18 protein-coding genes and 1 pseudogene are annotated in these 13,226 nt (G+C 42.6%); 8 read left to right on the plus strand and 11 right to left on the minus strand.

The features are described 5' to 3' along the window. Positions 1-47: 47 nt before the first annotated feature. Positions 48-230 carry a hypothetical protein gene (locus LLY41_RS04220; protein WP_048012007.1) on the minus strand — a complete coding sequence of 61 codons (183 nt, stop codon included), beginning with the start codon at positions 228-230 and terminating at the stop codon, positions 48-50. Positions 231-336: 106 nt separating this feature from the next. Here LLY41_RS04220 and LLY41_RS04225 point away from each other — a divergent pair, with 106 nt between their 5' ends. After that, a complete protein-coding gene (locus tag LLY41_RS04225) occupies positions 337-720 on the plus strand; it encodes a hotdog fold thioesterase (protein ID WP_095243628.1) in 384 nt (127 codons plus the stop codon). 49 nt (positions 721-769) lie between these two features. Here the strand turns inward: LLY41_RS04225 and mnhG are convergent, their stop codons facing one another. From mnhG to LLY41_RS04260, 7 genes and pseudogenes are all read right to left on the minus strand, one after another. Further along, positions 770-1,132 carry a monovalent cation/H(+) antiporter subunit G gene (mnhG, locus tag LLY41_RS04230; protein ID WP_095243629.1) on the minus strand — a complete coding sequence of 121 codons (363 nt, stop codon included), beginning with the start codon at positions 1,130-1,132 and terminating at the stop codon, positions 770-772. Next, a complete protein-coding gene (locus tag LLY41_RS04235; protein WP_095243630.1) occupies positions 1,116-1,400 on the minus strand; it encodes a Na(+)/H(+) antiporter subunit F1 in 285 nt (94 codons plus the stop codon). The genes mnhG and LLY41_RS04235 overlap by 17 nt, the downstream gene beginning before the upstream one ends. Beyond that, positions 1,400-1,876, minus strand: a complete 477-nt coding sequence (locus LLY41_RS04240) for a Na+/H+ antiporter subunit E (protein WP_095243631.1) — start codon at positions 1,874-1,876, stop codon at positions 1,400-1,402. Before LLY41_RS04240 ends, LLY41_RS04235 begins: the two co-directional genes overlap by 1 nt. A 2-nt stretch (positions 1,877-1,878) precedes the next feature. Beyond that, positions 1,879-3,371, minus strand: a pseudogene (locus LLY41_RS04245) (Na+/H+ antiporter subunit D). Next, complete coding sequence (locus tag LLY41_RS04250; protein ID WP_095243633.1) at positions 3,364-3,705, minus strand: Na(+)/H(+) antiporter subunit C; 342 nt, start codon at positions 3,703-3,705, stop codon at positions 3,364-3,366. Before LLY41_RS04250 ends, LLY41_RS04245 begins: the two are co-directional and overlap by 8 nt. Continuing rightward, positions 3,705-4,127, minus strand: coding sequence for a Na(+)/H(+) antiporter subunit B (locus tag LLY41_RS04255; RefSeq protein WP_095243634.1), 423 nt, complete (start codon positions 4,125-4,127; stop codon positions 3,705-3,707). The genes LLY41_RS04250 and LLY41_RS04255 overlap by 1 nt, the downstream gene beginning before the upstream one ends. Continuing rightward, positions 4,114-6,516 carry a Na+/H+ antiporter subunit A gene (locus LLY41_RS04260; RefSeq protein ID WP_304587032.1) on the minus strand — a complete coding sequence of 801 codons (2,403 nt, stop codon included), beginning with the start codon at positions 6,514-6,516 and terminating at the stop codon, positions 4,114-4,116. Before LLY41_RS04260 ends, LLY41_RS04255 begins: the two co-directional genes overlap by 14 nt. Positions 6,517-6,970: 454 nt before the next feature. Here LLY41_RS04260 and LLY41_RS04265 point away from each other — a divergent pair, with 454 nt between their 5' ends. Continuing rightward, on the plus strand, positions 6,971-7,189 hold the full coding sequence (locus LLY41_RS04265) for a hypothetical protein (protein ID WP_304587033.1): 219 nt from the start codon (positions 6,971-6,973) through the stop codon (positions 7,187-7,189). A gap of 43 nt (positions 7,190-7,232) precedes the next feature. Here LLY41_RS04265 and LLY41_RS04270 read toward each other — a convergent pair whose 3' ends face one another. Further along, complete coding sequence (locus tag LLY41_RS04270; protein ID WP_304587034.1) at positions 7,233-7,775, minus strand: hypothetical protein; 543 nt, start codon at positions 7,773-7,775, stop codon at positions 7,233-7,235. Positions 7,776-8,009: 234 nt separating this feature from the next. Here LLY41_RS04270 and kapD point away from each other — a divergent pair, with 234 nt between their 5' ends. After that, on the plus strand, positions 8,010-8,630 hold the full coding sequence (gene kapD / locus LLY41_RS04275) for a 3'-5' exonuclease KapD (protein ID WP_095243638.1): 621 nt from the start codon (positions 8,010-8,012) through the stop codon (positions 8,628-8,630). 39 nt (positions 8,631-8,669) lie between these two features. Here the strand turns inward: kapD and LLY41_RS04280 are convergent, their stop codons facing one another. Further along, the gene (locus LLY41_RS04280) at positions 8,670-9,050 is read right to left on the minus strand and encodes a kinase-associated lipoprotein KapB (protein WP_304587035.1); all 381 of its coding nucleotides are present in this window, start codon (positions 9,048-9,050) and stop codon (positions 8,670-8,672) included. A gap of 122 nt (positions 9,051-9,172) precedes the next feature. Between LLY41_RS04280 and LLY41_RS04285 the strand changes: the two genes are divergently transcribed. The 4 genes from LLY41_RS04285 (at position 9,173) to LLY41_RS04300 (ending at position 11,349) form a co-directional block, all read left to right on the plus strand. Beyond that, on the plus strand, positions 9,173-9,904 hold the full coding sequence (locus tag LLY41_RS04285) for a peptidylprolyl isomerase (protein WP_304587036.1): 732 nt from the start codon (positions 9,173-9,175) through the stop codon (positions 9,902-9,904). Between the two features lie 76 nt (positions 9,905-9,980). Continuing rightward, on the plus strand, positions 9,981-10,190 hold the full coding sequence (locus LLY41_RS04290; protein ID WP_095243641.1) for a hypothetical protein: 210 nt from the start codon (positions 9,981-9,983) through the stop codon (positions 10,188-10,190). A gap of 121 nt (positions 10,191-10,311) precedes the next feature. Then, a complete protein-coding gene (locus LLY41_RS04295; RefSeq protein ID WP_095243642.1) occupies positions 10,312-10,875 on the plus strand; it encodes a superoxide dismutase family protein in 564 nt (187 codons plus the stop codon). Between the two features lie 99 nt (positions 10,876-10,974). Beyond that, complete coding sequence (locus tag LLY41_RS04300) at positions 10,975-11,349, plus strand: PH domain-containing protein (RefSeq protein WP_035332043.1); 375 nt, start codon at positions 10,975-10,977, stop codon at positions 11,347-11,349. 145 nt (positions 11,350-11,494) lie between these two features. On the opposite strand, the gene LLY41_RS04305 is transcribed toward LLY41_RS04300, so the two are convergent. Next, on the minus strand, positions 11,495-12,664 hold the full coding sequence (locus LLY41_RS04305) for a MalY/PatB family protein (RefSeq protein WP_095243643.1): 1,170 nt from the start codon (positions 12,662-12,664) through the stop codon (positions 11,495-11,497). Between the two features lie 268 nt (positions 12,665-12,932). Between LLY41_RS04305 and LLY41_RS04310 the strand changes: the two genes are divergently transcribed. Beyond that, positions 12,933-13,193 carry a DUF1871 family protein gene (locus tag LLY41_RS04310; RefSeq protein WP_304587037.1) on the plus strand — a complete coding sequence of 87 codons (261 nt, stop codon included), beginning with the start codon at positions 12,933-12,935 and terminating at the stop codon, positions 13,191-13,193. The last annotated feature ends 33 nt before the right edge of the window (positions 13,194-13,226 follow it).

Here is a 13,226-nt window from a genome sequence, read left to right on the forward strand (position 1 = left end):
CCTACCTCGCGATGTCGGGGTGGGCAAGGCGCTTGCGCTTTTCTAACTTAGTACTGATTGCGATGCTCTACCAGGTCGATGGCTCCAAGTACAATATGGGCGAGCCCAAAACCAACGATGGTATCTGATAACATATTGTTTGTTCTGCGGTTTTGTTTCATTGCATAGCCTGCCGCAGTAACAGCGGTGCCGAGAACAGCTGGAATTAATCCTTCGCGTACACGATCCATAACGGTCACCTCTTTTTTGTGATTGTCCAGGAGGACATCCATAGTTTGTTCTTATATAATGAAGTATAGTATGACAACATTTTACATAGCGAAAGGGGATTGGGGAATGGAATTGAAAGGTACTCTAATCGAAACACTCGGAATGGAAATCGTGTCACTTGAAAAAGGCCGTGTCGTTGCCACTATGCCTGTTAATGAACGCACCCGCCAGCCGTTTGGCCTCCTGCATGGAGGAGCATCTGTCGCGCTTGCGGAAACTGTTGCAAGCATAGGAGCATTTGAACTTTGCGACAAAGAAACGGAATCCGTTGCAGGGCTTGAGATCAACGCTAACCATATACGTGCTAAAAAAGATGGAATCGTGACGGCTGTCGCAACAGTGCTGCATCAGGGAAGAACCACAATGGTTTGGGACATCAAAATAACGGATGAAAATGACAAGCTGGTGTGCACATCAAGATGTACTATGGCAGTAATCAAAAGAAAATAAATAAACAAAAAACCCACGGAGAGAAAAGGTTCCCCCGTGGGTTTTCTGTTTATTTACCGGCAGTTTCTTTCACTTTTGAGACATTCTTCAGGTCATCCCTGACGCTTTGGTCCCATAGCTTGACTCCGGAATTATATGCTGCCCGTCCAAGTAAATGGCCAGCAATGGGGGAAGTCAGGAATATAAAAATAATCCCCAAAACGACTCTTGAATTAAAATAGCCATCCTTAAAATAAAAGAAGAGCAATGTTCCCAAAAGGACACATAAAACACCAAGTGTTGCAGACTTTGAAGCAGCATGGTTTCTCGTATAAACATCAGGCAGCCTGATAACACCGAAAGCTGCAACAAGGCTAAAGAAGGCCCCTAACAGTATAAACACGATAATAAAGAAATTAGCGATCTCTGTCATGTTCTATGATAACCCCCTTCTCCAAATATTTAGAGAAGGCCACAGTCCCGATGAAAGCGAGTATTCCAAGCAGAAGGATGACCTCCAAAAAGGCATTTGTATTAAGTGCGATGGAGGTTAGTGCTACGATGGCAACCAGGTTGATCCCGATTGCATCCAATGCTACAACCCTGTCAGGTGTAGTTGGGCCTTTGATCACCCTGTAAATCAAAGCCAGTGTGGCGACCGATATACACAGAATGGCAATCATTACAACTGTCTTGATCATTATCGGCTCACCTCCATGATTGCTTTTTCGAATGAATTTTTTATGGAATCAATTTCGTCCTGGACTTCACCCATATCCATTGCATGCACGTACAATATTTTATTGTCGTCAGAAACAGAAATGGTTAAGGTTCCCGGTGTTAACGTAATCAGGTTAGCTAGAGTGGTGATCTGCCAATCTTTTTCCAAATCTGTAGGGAATGCAAAAATGCCTGGCTTCATGTCCAGCTTCGGCTTAAGAACCACTTTTAACACTGATATGTTTGCGAGAATCAGTTCTTTAATAAAAATCAGCAATAAATTGATCACTGCGATTACGCGCAGCAGGTAAAAGCGTGATTGAAAGAATCTCCTGAAGACAAAAATAATGAGCAGTCCGAAAAGAAATCCTTTCAAAAAAGCTACCGGATCATAGGTTGTGGTTAAGAACATCCACATAAACCCAAGGAACATATTTAATAAAATTTGAAATGCCATAATCAGTACTCCTTTAAGACTGCGTCTATATAAATGCTTGGGTTTGCAAGCGTTTCAGCAGCCTGAGAGATATACGGATATACGAATTCAGAGCCGACTCCGTAAAAGACGGCAATAGCAACAAGGATTACAGGAGCAGCCATCATCCTCTTTACAGGTATTTTATCTGCTCCTTCGTAATCACGGGGTGTTCCCCAAAAACCATTAATAAATATCTTCATAATGGAGAATAGGACAAGAAGACTGGACATTAAGACGATCCCTGCCCCCAGTAGTGCTCGGACTCAAATCCCCCTTTAATAATTAAGAGCTTGCCGACAAAGCCGCTCAGCGGAGGAATACCGGATAGCGAAAGTGCGGCAAGGAAAAAGGTCCAGCCCAATCCGGGATAGCGTTTTATTAACCCGCTAATTTTTCTAAGATTACTCGTTCCAGTTATAGCTGCCATAATACCAACAAGTAAAAACAGTGCTGCTTTGATGTTCATATCGTGTATCAGGTAAAACATTGCGCCAGTAAGTGAATCTGGGGTCATAGCTGAAATGCCAAAGAGAATAACTCCAACAGCTACTATGATATTGTAAATGACAATTTTCTTAATATCCCAATAAGCAATTGCTCCAATTACACCAAAAATGATACTAATGACCGCTAAAATGGTTAAAAGCTGTTGAGTCAAGCCTCCATCCTGATAAAAGAATAAAGTATATGTTCTTGCTATTGAGTATACACCCACTTTTGTGAGCAGGGCTCCGAATAGTGCAAGAACCGGTGCGGGCGGTGCATAATATGATCCAGGGAGCCAGAAGAACAGAGGGAAAATGGCCCCTTTCAGGCCAAAGACGATCAAAAATAGTACGGCAATTACTGTAATGATGCCAGGCTGTCCGAGTTCACTGATCTCACTGATCCGAACGGAAATATGGGCCATGTTGAGCGTTCCGACAACGGAATATAAGTATGCTACAGCAATTACAAATAAAGCTGAAGAAATGACATTCACGAGCAAATATTTTATGGATTCCCTCAGCTGGATTTTTGTGCCCCCTATTACGATCAGCACATAGGAAGACATAAGCATGACTTCGAAAAATACGAAAAGGTTGAAAATATCACCGGTTGTAAATGCTCCATTTACGCCAACGATCAAAAAATTCACAGCTGCGTAGAAATAGAACTTTTCCCTATCTTCGTCTATTCCGCGAAATGAATAGATTACACATGCCAATGCAATGATACTGGTCGTTAATACAAGCAAGGCGGAGACCATATCGGAAACAAGTGTAATTCCGAAAGGGGCTTCCCAATTAGATAAGTTCAATGTCTGAATCCCATCGTTATTAACCTTTTGAACTAATGACACTGATACTATCACAGTTATCAACGCTGAAAAGCCTGCAATCCACCTTTGCAGCATGATATGCTTGGCAGCGAAAATTAGAAGGACTCCCGTTACTAAGGGAATTAAAATTGGCAGTATCAAAAAGTTAATCATTTCCTTCATTTCCTCTCAATTTGTCCATATTGTCTGTACCAAGTTCCTGATAAGCCCGGTATGCCAATACTAGGAAAAAGGCAGTTACACCAAATGCGATGACAATTGCAGTTAAAATTAAAGCCTGCGGGAGCGGGTCTGTATAGGAGCTTGCAGCTTCACCAAGAAGCGGTGCGGCACCTCTTTTAAGGCCTCCCATTGTTAAAATAAGCAAATGGGCACCATGGCTTAATATCGCAGTTCCAATAATGATGCGCAGCAGGCTCTTTGACAGCATCAAATAGGTGGCTGACATAAAAAGAATTCCAACAACAACGGACATTAATATTTCCATTAGTCATCCTCCCCTATCGTTTTAATTATGATCATTGTCACACCTACAACAACGAGGAAAACACCGAGATCAAACAATGCTGCGGTATGAAGTGACAAGTGTCCCAGGATTGGGAGGTCTACACCTGTAAATGCATGGGTTAGAAATGGAACGTTGAAGAGCAGCGCGCCTGCTCCTGTTCCAATTGCAAATAGCAGGCCAGCTGCAATCATATACATGTAATTAACAGGCAGAATTTTTTCAACTGTCTTCATATCGAAGGCCAGCAAGAGTAAAATGAGTGCCCCTGATGTTAGCAGGCCGCCAACGAAACCGCCTCCTGGTGTATAGTGTCCGGCAAAGAAAATATATATTGAGAAAAGAACGATGAGAAACAAAACAACTTTAGTGGCTGTCTGCAGTATGACGTCATTTGTTTTCATTTTTCTTTCCTCCTCCCAGACGAAGCTTGATCATTCCGAATATGCCTAGCGCAGCAATAGCGAGAACCGTTATTTCAAACATCGTATCAAAACCGCGGAAATCCACGAGAATAACATTTACCATGTTTTTGCCGGCAGCTTTTTCATAAGTGTTTTCAATATAATATTGTGAAATGGAATCAAATAATTTATTGCTGTGAGCTGAAAAAGCAATTAGTGTTACGACCAGTCCAACCCCAATGGAGATGACTGCATTGGTTGCTTTAAACGGCATTCTTTCTTCATCTTTAATCTGTGGAAGATGGTAGAAACACAGCAGGAATAAAGCGACTGAAATCGTTTCAATAACAAGCTGTGTCAAAGCCAGATCCGGAGCACGGAAAATAACAAAGAGTAGCGCCACGGTATAGCCGACTGCACCTAAAAGGATAATGGATGTCAATCTTGATTTCACAAACATAATCGTAATGGATCCAATGGCGATCACGAGAGCAAGCACAATTTCTGAGAATCTGATGGCAGAAACATTACTCGCATCAAATTTAAATGCACCCTTTAGGAATAGGACTGACAGCAATGTAATAATAAAGAATGTAAAAATATAAACTAAATAGTTTCTGATGGAGCCATTCATGTACCACTTAGTAAATTTGTGTGCGACATGCTGAATGCCTGACAGGCCACTGTCATAGAAACGATTCAGAGCCAATTTTTCAGGGAAGAAATCATATACTCTTCTCCACTTCGGCAGAGTGACAAAAAGCAGAATTCCCAATGTAATAACACCTAAAGTCATGAAGAGTTCAGGTGTAAATCCATGCCAGAAATAAATATGAGTATCATATACATACCCTTCAACAGGCATGATGGCTGCCTGTGCAGGGGAGATCAGCGTGTTTGCAATAATATTAGGGAAGAAACCGATAATGATCACTAGTGAAGCCAGGATAATGGGTGAAATCAGCATCCCGATTGGAGCTTCATGTGGTTTCTTTTCTAATTGTTCAGGCTGGAACTTGCCTGTGAACGTTTTGAATACAAGAATCATGCTGTAAATGAATGTGAATACACTTGCCACCCAGGCAAGAACCGGGAACAGGAATCCCCATGTTTCCAAATTAAAAATATCCATTTCCAGTACCCGGACCATTCCTGTAAAGAACATTTCCTTACTTAAGAATCCATTAAAAGGCGGAAGCCCGGCCATGGAAAATGTGCCGATGATCGCCAAAGTAAAGGTAATCGGCATAAAGTTCATCAGACCGCCAAGCTTGCGGATATCACGGGTTCCGGTTTCATGATCGACAATTCCGGCTACCATGAAGAGACTTCCTTTAAAGGTGGCATGGTTGATCAAATGAAAAACAGCAGCTGTAGTGGCAACCGTAAAATAACTGTCATCGACTGTTTCGAAGTGAAGCGCTGCAGCGCCAATGCCGAGGAGTGACATAATCATCCCCAGCTGGCTGACTGTTGAGAAAGCCAGGATGGCTTTAAGGTCAGTCTGTTTGACAGCTGAAAAGGAACCCAAGAATAAGGTTGTAATGCCAAATCCCGCAATGAGCCAGAGCCAGAGCGAATGCTCAGCAAATACCGGACTCATGCGTGCTACTAAATAAATGCCGGCTTTAACCATCGTTGCCGAGTGCAGGTATGCACTGACGGGTGTTGGAGCTTCCATGGCATCCGGCAGCCAGATGTGAAATGGAAATTGCGCGGACTTGGTAAAAGCCCCAAGCAAAAAGCAAAGCAGAGCAGGAACGAATAATGAATGTGAAAATATTTCATCTGATCCAGCGATGATTTCCGAAATGCTGAAAGTGCCTGTCATCAAATAAAGAAGGATGATGCCTCCGAGCATAGAAAGACCGCCGAAAACGGTAATGATCATCGACTTCTGTGCACCATATCTTGATTTTTCTCTGTGGTACCAATACCCGATTAGCAGGAATGAAGAAAAACTCGTGAATTCCCAGAAAGTATAAAGCACAATCAGGTTATCAGATAGGACAACCCCAAGCATTGCTCCCATAAACAAAAGCAAGTACACATAGAAGGTGTTCAGTTGTTCTTTATTTTTATCAAGGTAATAGATGGAATACAGAACAACCAATGATCCTATTCCGGTAATCAGCAATGCAAAAAGCAAGCCGAGGCCATCTACTTTTGCCGCGAAATCAATCCCCAGAGCGGGTATCCACGAAAAAGACTTTGTGACGGACTGCTGATCGGAGGTGATGGATAAATAAGAAATAAAATAACTGAATAAAAGGATTGGCAGAGGAAGTACAAACCAACCCGTATGTATCTGCCTGAACAGCTTGTACGCAATAGGCACAAGGATGGCAAGCAAAAATGGTGAAATTATTGCCAGGTGAAGCAAAGACAAAACATTACCCCCTTTAAATTAATTGCGAGTTATTCAACAGATAATCCTATCAGGCAGCTTGATGAAGCCGCTATATGGCATCTAACGGTTTTCAGGATGGATATTAGGAATAATGTATTTTTCTTCCGCAGAATGTATAATCTTTTTCTGCAATTAGTAAGCGCTTAATAAAAGTTTTTCCATCTTCCCCCATCTTATCCAGCCTGGGCAGGCATGACAGGTGTGCCATATTCATCATTACTATCCGTTCATGCACCTCAGAACAAATTATAACCTAAAAAGAAAGTATGTGCATTCTTCCAACCCTTATCAGTAAAGGATTTATCCATTCTTATTAAATAGGTAGAAACCCGAATGCATCAGGAAATATTTTTTTGAAAAAATATATCAAAAGAAAGCACATGTGTATAAAAAATCATTCTTTCATGCACACTACTAGCAGGTGGTGTTATGCATGATTAAACATAAAATTTCAGCAGCCATTACAATCTTTGCCCTGCTGTTTGCAGGCGCCTGGATATTGGACCACCAAACCAAAAGGGAATTTTATATTCCTGCAGACGAAGAAGTGGTCGAATTATTACCCGCAGATTATAAAATGGAAGCTGGAAATGAACAAAAGCTAAAGGTATTTGAGCCCAGGGAATACGTGAGAATACAGACAGCATCATAAGAAAGAGAGGATGTGCTTTGGCACATCCTCTCTTTCTGCTGTATTAAGTTTTACGGCCGCCGCGGTTTTGAAAAATCATGATGGCAAGCGGGACCGTAATAATAAACGAAAGGAAGAAAAGGAAGAGTAACTTGGAGAAGGGGGTAATGCTTTTTTCGATATCATCAACATACCGTTCAAAAAATTCCCTGATGGATTCATTGCCAAGCACATTGGATGCTGTCAGAAATTCTTTTTTATCAAAATCATAATAAAAGAAATCTTTTTTCTTAAATATAAATAAGTCATCCCGTTTTTGTTCCAATTCCAAAAAAACAATGCCGATATGAGAAGTATATTCCTCAATAACCTCTTCATTTTCTGATGTTTGCGGGTCATCAGATGTAACGATTTTTGTTACCTGTCCCTGCATTCCATATGCATCAATGACTGTAAAGGAGTCATCGCTGTAATAATGTACTGTGCTCCGAAGCTGCTCTTCGAGTATGTCTTCGAACTCTTTTTCAGCATCAGCAGATTTCGCAGGCATTAGGGATCCCACTGACAGTAGGACTGCAAACAAAAAACAGCATATACCTTTTTTCATTTCCTGCCCCCTTTTCTCTATTTGTCCCTTAAATAACTAGAATATGGTTTATGTTTATGCCGGGAAAAATGGAAATATACAGATTGGCGGGTGGTTAGTCCGTTAAAAGATAGCTAGATAAGGAGAGCGATGGTAAATTTCCTGCATAAAGCAATTTACTCAGAAAATTGAAATATTTCATGCTATAATATAATAAATTAAGTCCGTTAAATTTTGAGGAAAGCAGGTGAAAACATGGGGGAGGAACATCAATACCTATTTATTGATTTTGAGTTTACCATGCCTGATAAAGGCAGTGCTTTCAGAGGTTTTTTTCCGGAAATTATCGAAGCTGGCATTGTATCAGTTATCAGCAATCAGGTTTGTGAAGAGTTCTCTTCATATGTAACTCCTGTCCGGTTTCCGATATTGTCCGAGCGGTGCAAATCCTTTCTGCATATATCACAGGAACAAGTGGATCAGGGAATCGATTTTCTTGAATTGGTCAGGAAAATGAAGGATATGAACAGAAATCGTTCCTGCACAATTGTTACGTGGGGAAATATGGATATGAAGGTGCTTAGAAATAATTGCATTCAGGCTGGAGTGGATTTTCCATTCAGGGGCAGGGAAGTGGACCTTTCGATGGAGTATAAGCGATTCTTTGGGGACCAAAACCAGACAGGATTATGGAAAGCAGTTCAGGAATACGGCAAGGAAGGAACCGGAAAACATCACCGGGCTCTGGATGATGCCTTGACGACTTACAATATTTTCAGATTGGTAGAAAAGGATAAAAAGTATCTGCAAAAGCCGGAGCCGACAACAATTGGCGACCGGGTGGACTTCTCGAAGCTGTTTAACAAATTTGCCTGACAAGCCAAATCCATCAAAGCGATTTGGCTTGTTTATATTTTACTTAAAATAATCCTCCTCCAATGAGTCGAGGTTTCTTATGCTTTGCTCAGCCCAAGGAGAAGAATCTCCTTCCAGCTCCGTTCTCATTCTATCCAGTGCTATTTGAAGCGAATCCTTATAATCTGGTATTTCTTCTGCAAAAGGCTTTACCATTTGCTTAGGCACATTGGTCTGCTCTCTGTATGCAAGCGCGCGGCGTTCATGAAAAAGCATCACGTCCGCTTCTTTCGGATTATGTAAATCGCCCTGCATGGGATGCTTTAGGACCCCAAGCACTCTGACCAAGTAAGCTTGAGGCCGGATATCTGTCACTTCCCCGATATACTTGCCTGTTTTATAGATGGCTGTTACTTTTTCGCCTATCTTTACTTCTGCCAACCTAACCTCTCCTTTTTCATTTTCTTTAGCCCTATTATGAAGCCTGAAAAAACAAAGTGCAAATTTTCAATAAATCAGGTAAGCTAAAAAATGATTAGTTTTTTATAGGAGGATGGAAATTAATGAAATGGCGTATGTTAACTCCCATTCTAATTCTGATGTTTATCCTGTCAGCATGCGGGACAAGCACTGATAAAGAAGCGGACAATGCAAATGGCTCTGAAACTGAAGAAAAACAGGCAAATAATGAGGCAAGCGAAGCTCCGGACAATTTTCCGCAGCTGACTGAAGAAGTACAGGGAAATGAAAGACTGGTGGAAATGCAGACATCAGAAGGGAATATTAAAATTAAACTTTTCCCGGACCAGGCCCCGAAAGCTGTTGAAAATTTCATTAAGCACAGTGAAGACGGCTACTACGACGGCTTAATTTTTCACCGTGTCATTCAGGACTTTATGATTCAGGGCGGCGATCCTGATGGAACCGGCAGGGGAGGAGAAAGCATTTACGGTGAAGCATTTGAGGATGAATTCTCCAACGAGCTCTATAATATTCGCGGAGCTTTATCCATGGCGAATTCCGGTCCCAACACAAACGGAAGCCAATTCTTTATTGTTCAGAACACGACACTTGATCCAAACCTGAAAGCAGAAATGGAAAAGGCCGGCTATCCGGAAGAAATCATTAAAGCCTATGAAAAAGGCGGTACACCTTGGCTTGACAATAAGCACACTGTTTTTGGACAGGTTGTTGAGGGAATGGATGTAGTCGACAGCATTGCAGCGGTCGAAACAGCCGAACAGGACAAGCCCGCAGAAGATGTGGTCATTGAAAAGATCGAGGTATTGAAATAAGTTCATTGGACTGTGCAGCCATTGCTGATATAATAATTTAATGGACACTGCTTTTTAGCAGAAAGGATGGATTAGATTGCTGCAATGGTATGTACTGTCACTGTTTTTGTATTTTCCTGAAGATAAATCAGAATACGGCCCGGCAGCTTTAACGTTTGCCATCTTCTTAATTGGGGCCATTCTTACCATGAGATTAATTATCCGTGCATCAAGGCGCGAAGCAGCCAAGGCGAAAGAGCTTGAAGAGCGCATTGAGAGGCAAAATAGACAAGAGGGGAACAGCTGAGCGGCTGTTCTCCTTTTTTGTTAACTTGGATAACTATCCTGCACTGCTCTCGCTTTTTTTGTTTATTGAGAATGTGATTGGGCAACACTAAAGGCAAATTGCCTTGATGGAGGATTCAATCATGAGAAAAGCTTTGATGCTGGGTTTTGTTCTTTTTCTGTCCGGCTGCGGGGAAGAGAACATTACAAATACCGAAGTTGAAATGTATAATGCTGCAGGCGATTCATTAGGCATCATTAAGGTGCAGGAACAGGCTAGCGGAGTAAAATTGACTGGAGATCTGAGCGGACTGCCGCCGGGGGAGCTTGGCATCCATATCCATGAAGAAGCAAAATGCGAACCCCCTGATTTCAAATCCGCCGGGAATCATTTCAATCCTGATAATAAGGAGCATGGTCTGCTTCACCCAAAAGGATCCCATGCTGGTGACCTTCCCAACCTGATTGTCGAGGATGACGGCAAAGTTAAGATTGATTTTATGGCGCCTCAGGTCACGTTAAAAGAAGCCAAAACTTCACTGCTGACAAAGGAAGGGACCTCCATTGTCATTCATGAAGGGCCGGATGATGGCATGACCCAGCCGGCAGGAGATTCCGGAGAACGCATTGCCTGCGGCCGTATTTCAAAAGATAAAAAAGAAGAAGGGCAGAAAAAAGCACAGGATGATCAGTCAACAGAAGAATAAATAATTGAAGGCTTTCCGGGAAGGGAAAGCCTTTATCACTGGGAATTTTTCCGGACGATCCGTATAATGGAGTTAAACCTTATAATGGAGGTTGGTTAAATGGGAATTTTCGATGGTTTTATCGGCAATGCATCAGAAGCAGATATTAAAGAGGTTCAGGACGAATTTTCAGCCGTCCTTGCTCCAAGTGAACAGGTTGAAAAAGCCTACAGGCTGGTCCGTGATTTATTCATTTTTACAAACAAGCGCCTGATCCTGGTGGATAAGCAGGGAATCACAGGGAAAAAAATCGAGTACCACAGCATCCCTTATAAAAACATCACCCATTTTAGCATTGAAACCGCAGGCAGCTTCGATCTGGAGGCCGAATTAAAAATTTGGATCTCAGGATCAGACGAACCAATTGAAAAACATTTTAATAAAAACTTGAACATCTACGAAGTGCAGAGTGTGCTTGCTGAATATGTACTGTAAATCCCCTTGCTTGAAGCGCGAGGGGATTTAACTTGTGGGTTGGAAATGCGACGACCTGCGAAAAAGGTACTTAATCAGACCGGCCAACGCAATCTCCGCGCAACGCACAAAAAGCACGGCCTTCCAGCCGTGCCTCCACAAACTATCACTCAAAAGCCCGCTTCAGCCTCTCCAGCCCTTCCGCCAATACTTCATGCGGGCAGGCAATGTTCATCCGGACGAAGCCTTCACCGCCCTGGCCGTATTTCGGGCCAGGCTCCAATGCGAGTTTTCCTTTTTCCAAAAGCCTTTGGCGCAGTTCGGCATCACTTAATCCCAATCCGCGGCAATCCAGCCATAAGAGATAGGTGCCATCCGGCTCCATCAGGCGAATACCGGGAAGGTGCTCACCAATAAACTCAGCTGCTGTCCGTTTATTTTCAGCGAGATAATCCATCAGACCATCGAGCCATTCTTCGCCATGGCGGTAAGCTGCCTCCATGCCAACGATGCCGAAGGCCGACAGCGTAAAGAATCCTTGCTTGTGCTGTTCTGCCTGGAATGCCTTTCGCAGCTTCTCATTGCTGATAATGGCAGCTGAAGCTTGAATCCCTGCAAGGTTCCAGGTTTTTGTCGGAGCTATGCAGGTGACCGTAATGTCTGCATATTGTGGATCCATTGAAGCAATGGGATAATGCTTATGGCCTTTATAAATTAAATCAGAATGGATCTCATCGGAAAGAATAAGGCAATTATATTTTACACAGAGCTCCCCTATTTTCCTAAGTTCCTCTGCTGTCCACATGCGGCCGCCCGGATTGTGCGGATTACATAGGAGGAATAGTTTCACTCCCTCTTTCAATTTGTCTTCAAAATCGGCAAAATCAATTTCGTACCGGCCGTTCTCGAGCTTCAGCTGAGAATTAACGACTTTGCGGCCATTCTGTTTAATCATTTCAAAGAAAGGAGTATATACGGGAGACTGGAGCATTACTTTCTCCTCTTTTTCCGTAAAAGCCTGGATCGCTGTTGCGATGGAGGGAACCACTCCGGTGCTGTATAAAATCCACTCATTATTGATTTTCCAGCCATGCCGCCTGTAAAGCCACTGTCCGATAGAATCTGCGGTTGAATCAGGAGCAAATGTATATCCGTAGACTCCATGAGCTATTCTGTCCTCTATGGCTTTTTTCACTTCTTCGGGTGGCTGAAAATCCATGTCCGCTACCCACATCGGCAATACATCGGATCTGCCGAAAACCTCCCTGGTCCGATCCCACTTAACAGAAGCTGTATTTTCCCTGCTGATTTTTTGATGGAAATTAAAACGATCCAACTCTGTCACCGCCTTTAGATTTCTTTTATCGCAGTCTAACGGGCAGTAAGACCCCCCACTTCAAGACTCAGAGAACTCAAAGGAGGATAAGTGGGGGGCAAACTGCCCGTAAAGGCCCGATTGGTTCAACTAACAATCAGTGGGGGATAAGGCAACCCCCCACTGATTGAAGTTTCATTTTATTTATCCTGACTCTATGATATGATATTGATGCTAAAAATTAAAATATTGCGGCTTCATTCAGCCGAATAATAATCAGGTGATAGAAATGGAAATTCAGCAAACGAATCTTTTGCTTGTTTATACACTGGATCAGTGGAATCCGTTTGGAGTGGGGCCAGGCAACTATGACACTGAAATTGCGGATTCTGTCCAGGCAGTCCATGATCTGGATGATCAGATGAAATTAGCCAGGAAGATTCAATCCATATATGAATTTTCCTTTGAGGAAGTCATTCCATTGGGAAATTGTATAGAAATCTCCGGGCGTCTTCTTGAAATTAAGAATAATGGCTCCTGCGCTATGTAAAGTGAAAAAAGGCAGCTCTCCGTCCCGGGGGCT

Origin of the sequence: Cytobacillus firmus, assembly GCF_023612095.1 — a bacterium.
Taxonomy (GTDB): Bacteria; Bacillota; Bacilli; order Bacillales; family Cytobacillaceae; genus Cytobacillus.